Raw genomic sequence first — 5,241 nt, forward strand, 5'->3', positions numbered from 1 at the left:
GGCAGGAAGGGCGTGCTGCCGTCCGGCAGGGCGCTGCTGCCGACGGTGGCCGAGCCGGTGCTCAGCGCGGCCAGGATGGGCATCGAGGCGGTGCCGGCGAGCAGGGCGACGGTGAACAGGTAGCCCCGGCCGGGTTTGACCACGGCAGGGGCTCGGTGTGCCCCGACCATCCGCCGGTAGCCAGCACCGCCGGCACGGTGCCGACCGAAGTGCGGGGCGGGAGGACCGTCACCTGGCTCGGACACGCGCGCACTCCTTCGTCGACCATGATCTGCGGGAGCGCCAGGTGACGGCTAAATGGACAAATTGCCACAAATAGCTCACCCGGCACCTGGTCAGGATGGACCAGTCACGCTCAGTTCACCAGCCGCCACGGCGTGTCGACACACCTGTAGTCCGTCGGCGCGCATCTTCCATCCAGGGAGAATTGGACCTTAGTCGTCAAACGGTCGAAACCACGCCGGCCGGGAGGACCGTACTGTGGGCCCGCTCACCTCCTCTGACATCATTCAGGCACGACGGCGACGCAGCCGCGACCTGCGCGCACCGCGCGGCAGGCGCGGCCCGGTGCCGGCGCTCCCGAACCGGGTTCCTCCCCGAATCCGGCTCACCGCCGCGCGGCAACCCTCACCGGGGCTAGGCGCGGCCGCCAGGGCCAGCCCGGCACCGGCCGGGTCGGCGCACGATTTGCGCGGACGGGTCACCCCCGGCACCGACGCAGACACGACAGGGAGAGACGGATGGCAAAGGGCGACCCCGGGGTCACTACCCGCGGCCGGCGGGCCGCACCCCGCTCCAAGCAGGCCACCCGCGCCGACGGGCCGGAACTCGTACAGCTACTCACCCCGACCGGTGAGCGGATCGAGAGCGCGACCGGCCCAGACGGGACCGAGTACCGCGTCGACTTCACCGACGAGGAGTACCGCGGGCTCTACCGCGACCTCGTCCTGGTCCGCAAGCTCGACGCCGAGGCAACCGCGTTGCAGCGGCAGGGCGAGTTGGGCCTGTGGGCCAGCCTGCTCGGCCAGGAGGCGGCCCAGGTCGGCTCGGGCCGTGCACTGCGCACTCAGGACATGGCCTTCCCGACCTATCGCGAGCACGGGGTGCTGTACTGCCGGGGCATCGACCCGATCATGCCGCTCGGCCTGTTCCGCGGCGTCGACCAGGGCGGCTGGGACCCGAACGAGTTCAAGTTCAACATGTACACGATCGTGATCGGGGCGCAGACCCTGCACGCGACCGGGTACGCCATGGGCGTCCACATGGACGGCAAGACCGGGACCGAGGACGGCGAGGCCGTCATCGCCTACTTCGGCGACGGGGCGACCAGTCAGGGTGACGTCAACGAGGCGTTCGTCTGGGCCAGCGTCTTCAACGCCCCACTGGTCTTCTTCTGCCAGAACAACCAGTACGCCATCTCGGAGCCGCTGGAGCGGCAGACCCGCGTCCCGCTGTACCAGCGCGCCAGGGGCTTCGGCTTCCCGGGCGTACGGGTGGACGGCAACGACGTGCTCGCGTCGTACGCGGTCACCCGGCACGCGCTGGACAACGCCCGGCTCGGCCAGGGCCCCAGCCTGATCGAGGCGTACACCTACCGGATGGGGGCGCACACCACCTCCGACGACCCGACCCGCTACCGGATCGCCAGCGAGGTCGAGGCCTGGCAGGCCAAGGACCCGATCGCCCGGATGAAGGCGTTCCTGACCAGGCAGCAGATCGCCGACGAGTCCTTCTTCGCCGAGGTCGACGAGCAGGCCCGCGCCGAGTCGGTGCACCTGCGCGAGCGGGTGCTCGCCATGCCCGACCCGGCACCGGTGACCCTCTTCGACCACGTCTACCCGCACGGGTCACCGGAACTCGACGCCCAGCGGGCGCAGTTCACGGCGTACCTGGAGTCGTTCGAGGGGAGCGCGCACTGATGGCCACGGAGACGCTCACCCTCGGCAAGGCCCTGAACAACGGCCTGCGCAAGGCTCTGGAGAACGACCAGAAGGTCGTCATCATGGGCGAGGACGTCGGCAAGCTCGGCGGCGTCTTCCGGATCACCGACGGGCTCCAGAAGGACTTCGGCGACCAGCGGGTGATCGACACCCCGCTGGCCGAGTCCGGCATCATCGGCACCGCGGTCGGCCTGGCCATCCGGGGCTTCCGGCCGGTCTGCGAGATCCAGTTCGACGGTTTCGTCTACCCCGCCTACGACCAGATCGTGTCGCAGGTGGCGAAGATGCACTACCGGTCGCAGGGCAAGGTCCGGATCCCGATGGTCATCCGGATCCCGTACGGCGGCGGCATCGGCGCGGTCGAGCACCACTCGGAGTCGCCGGAGGCGTACTTCGCCCACACCGCCGGTCTGAAGGTGGTGACCTGCGCCAACCCCCAGGACGCGTACGTGATGATCCAGCAGGCCGTCGCCTCGGACGACCCGGTGGTCTTCCTGGAGCCGAAGCGACGCTACTGGGAGAAGGGGCAGGTCGACCTGGACGCCCCGCTGTCGGCGGCGTACCCGCTGCACGCCTCCCGGGTCGTCCGGGCGGGCACCGACGCCACCGTGCTGGCGTACGGCCCGATGGTGCGGACCTGCCTGGACGCAGCGACCGCCGCCGCCGAGGACGGCCGGGAGCTGGAGGTCATCGACCTGCGCTCGCTCTCCCCGCTCGACCTGGGTTCGGCGTACGAGTCGGTACGGCGTACCGGCCGCTGCGTGGTGGTGCACGAGGCTCCGGGCAACCTGGGTCTCGGGGCCGAGGTCGCCGCCCGGATCACCGAGGAGTGCTTCTACTCCCTGGAGTCCCCGGTACTGCGCGTGACCGGCTACGACACTCCCTACCCGGCCGCCCGGGTGGAGGAGGAGTACCTGCCCGACCTCGACCGGGTGCTCGACGCCGTCGACCGCACCTTCGGCTGGTGAGCGGCATGTCACGGATCAAGGAGTTCAACCTCCCCGACCTGGGCGAGGGCCTGACCGAGGGCGAGATTCTGGCCTGGCTGGTCAAGGTTGGCGACGTGATCGAGCTCAACCAGCCGATCGTCGAGGTGGAGACGGCCAAGGCGGCCGTCGAGATCCCGGCGAAATGGGCCGGGCAGGTGCGGTCGATCTTCCACCCGGAGGGTGCCACGGTCGAGGTCGGTACGCCGATCATCGCGATCGACACCGAGCCGGGCGCCGGGCCGGTCGAGGAGCCGGCCGCGGCGACGGCCATCCCGGCAGCGGCCGAGGCGGCCCCGGTGGAGGCTGCGGTCGCGCCGGGGCTGACCGGTGGCCCCGCCCCGGGTGGGCGTACCGCCGTGCTGGTGGGTTACGGCCCACGCACCACGGCGGCCAAGCGGCGGCCACGCAAGGGCGCCGTCCCGGCCCAGGCGTCGGCCCCGATCGCGGCCCCCGCACCGGTCGCCGCGGCTCCGGTGGCTCCGGTGGCTCCGGTGGCTCCGGTGGCTCCGGTGGCTCCGGTGGCTCCGGCTGCCAACGGTCGCGGCGGCGCGCTGGTGCTGGCCAAGCCACCGGTCCGCAAGCTCGCCAAGGACCTCGGCGTCGATCTGGCCGGGCTGACCGGGTCGGGGCCGCTGGGCTCGATCACCCGGGAGGACGTACAGCGGGCGGCGGCTCTGGCAGCGGCCGAGCCGCTGACGGTCACCGCGCCGGTCACCGCCGGCGCGAGCTTCGGCGCGGACCGCGAGCAGCGCATCCCGGTCAAGGGGGTGCGCAAGCTCACCGCGGAGAACATGTCGCGGTCGGCGTTCACCGCCCCGCACGTCACGGAGTTCCTGACCGTCGACGTGACCCGGGCGATGAAGGCCCTGGACCGGCTGCGCGGCCGGCGGGAGTGGCGGGACGTCCGGGTCTCACCGCTGCTGCTGGTCGCCAAGGCGGTGCTGCTGGCGGTCAAGCGGCACCCGATGGTCAACTCGACCTGGGCCGGCGACGAGATCGTGGTCAAGGACTACGTCAACCTGGGCATCGCGGCGGCCACCGAACGGGGGTTGATCGTGCCGAACATCAAGGACGCCGGTCGGCTCACCCTGCGCGAGTTGGCGGACGCGCTGACCGACCTGGTGCAGACGGCGAAGACCGGGAAGACCACTCCGGCTGACATGTCGGCCGGCACGTTGACCATCACCAACGTCGGTGTGTTCGGAGTGGACACCGGTACGCCGATTCTGCCTCCGGGCGAGTCGGCCATCCTCGCCTTCGGCGCGGTACGCGAGATGCCGTGGGTGCACAAGGGCAAGGTGAAGCCGCGCCAGGTCACCACGCTGGGGCTCTCCTTCGACCACCGGATCATCGACGGCGAGTTGGGGTCGAAGTTCCTCCGCGACATCGGGGACTTCCTGGCCGATCCGGAGGCGGCGCTGCTCGCCTGGACCTGACGATCTACGACACGGCCACGGCCGGTGTGCACAGGGTGAACGCCCGGCACACCGGCCGTGACTTTTTGATCAAGGGGAAGCTCGGGGTGAGCCCTCGTACACCTACGATCCTTAGGCAGGTGGCTCAGCTCACCTCATAATCGATGGAACTCTGCGACGATCTGCGGTTGAATGGAGACACCAGGGGCCGACAACCGAATAGCCGGAGGAGAGAGTCACCATGAGCATGATCGAGCGCATCCGCACCCGTCGCGACGCCCACCGCCGCGCCCGCGCCATCGAGCACGCGCTTCGTTCCGCCAACTCGCCCACGATGCGCGAGGAGATCCTCGCGATCGCCCAGCGTCACGTGAGCTGACGGCGGCACCGACTTTCCTCACCCTCCTCCAGATCGACGACCCGCCCGGCCCCCGGGCGGGTCGTCGGCCTTCCGGGCCACCGAGACCGATATTCCACCTCGACCGGACGACCGGTACGGTGGGGCACGGTCGCCGCCCGCCGGCCCGTGACGAGATGAAGCCGGACGACAGCCGGTCGCCATCGTCTGGCGACGGTGGGTGACGGCCGGTGCTCCCTGGGCGCTCCGCGCGGCAACCGGATACGGTGCGGGGAGCCCGCACGGCCGATCCGCCGGCGACACCGGCGAGTCAGCCGTCCGGACCCGGACGGCATCGGCGGGCCGACATGTGATGGAGGAGGCGCACCCATGACGTCCGAGGGCCAGCACCGCCCCGGCCAGGAGCCGGACGAGGTGCCGCCGGGCGCCGCTGGACCGGCGCCGTACGGCGACCGACAAACGCAGCCGGGATCCGGCAACCCCGCCGCCCCGGATCTGGGCTGGGCCCCGCCGCCACCCGCCGGCCGACCGGATCAGCC

At 71.2% G+C, this 5,241-nt stretch carries 5 protein-coding genes; 4 read left to right on the forward strand and 1 reads right to left on the reverse strand.

What is annotated here, in order from left to right; genetic code table 11:
* On the reverse strand, positions 1 to 245 hold a 245-nt coding region (locus tag E1166_RS31290), incomplete at its 3' end, for a hypothetical protein (protein WP_165944457.1).
* Positions 246 to 740: 495 nt separating this feature from the next.
* Between E1166_RS31290 and pdhA the strand changes: the two genes are divergently transcribed.
* The 4 genes from pdhA (at position 741) to E1166_RS31295 (ending at position 4,723) form a co-directional block, all read left to right on the forward strand.
* The gene (gene pdhA, locus E1166_RS29240; protein WP_132270891.1) at positions 741 to 1,919 is read left to right on the forward strand and encodes a pyruvate dehydrogenase (acetyl-transferring) E1 component subunit alpha; all 1,179 of its coding nucleotides are present in this window, start codon (positions 741 to 743) and stop codon (positions 1,917 to 1,919) included.
* Positions 1,919 to 2,908: an alpha-ketoacid dehydrogenase subunit beta gene (locus E1166_RS29245; protein ID WP_132343074.1), complete on the forward strand. Its 990-nt coding sequence runs from the start codon at positions 1,919 to 1,921 to the stop codon at positions 2,906 to 2,908. Before pdhA ends, E1166_RS29245 begins: the two co-directional genes overlap by 1 nt.
* Before the next feature lie 5 nt (positions 2,909 to 2,913).
* Positions 2,914 to 4,365 carry a dihydrolipoamide acetyltransferase family protein gene (locus E1166_RS29250; RefSeq protein WP_132343075.1) on the forward strand — a complete coding sequence of 484 codons (1,452 nt, stop codon included), beginning with the start codon at positions 2,914 to 2,916 and terminating at the stop codon, positions 4,363 to 4,365.
* A 220-nt stretch (positions 4,366 to 4,585) separates the two neighbouring features.
* Positions 4,586 to 4,723 carry a hypothetical protein gene (locus E1166_RS31295; RefSeq protein WP_165942753.1) on the forward strand — a complete coding sequence of 46 codons (138 nt, stop codon included), beginning with the start codon at positions 4,586 to 4,588 and terminating at the stop codon, positions 4,721 to 4,723.
* Positions 4,724 to 5,241: the final 518 nt, after the last annotated feature.

Origin of the sequence: Micromonospora sp. KC213 (genome assembly GCF_004348325.1) — a bacterium.
GTDB lineage: Bacteria > Actinomycetota > Actinomycetes > Mycobacteriales > Micromonosporaceae > Micromonospora.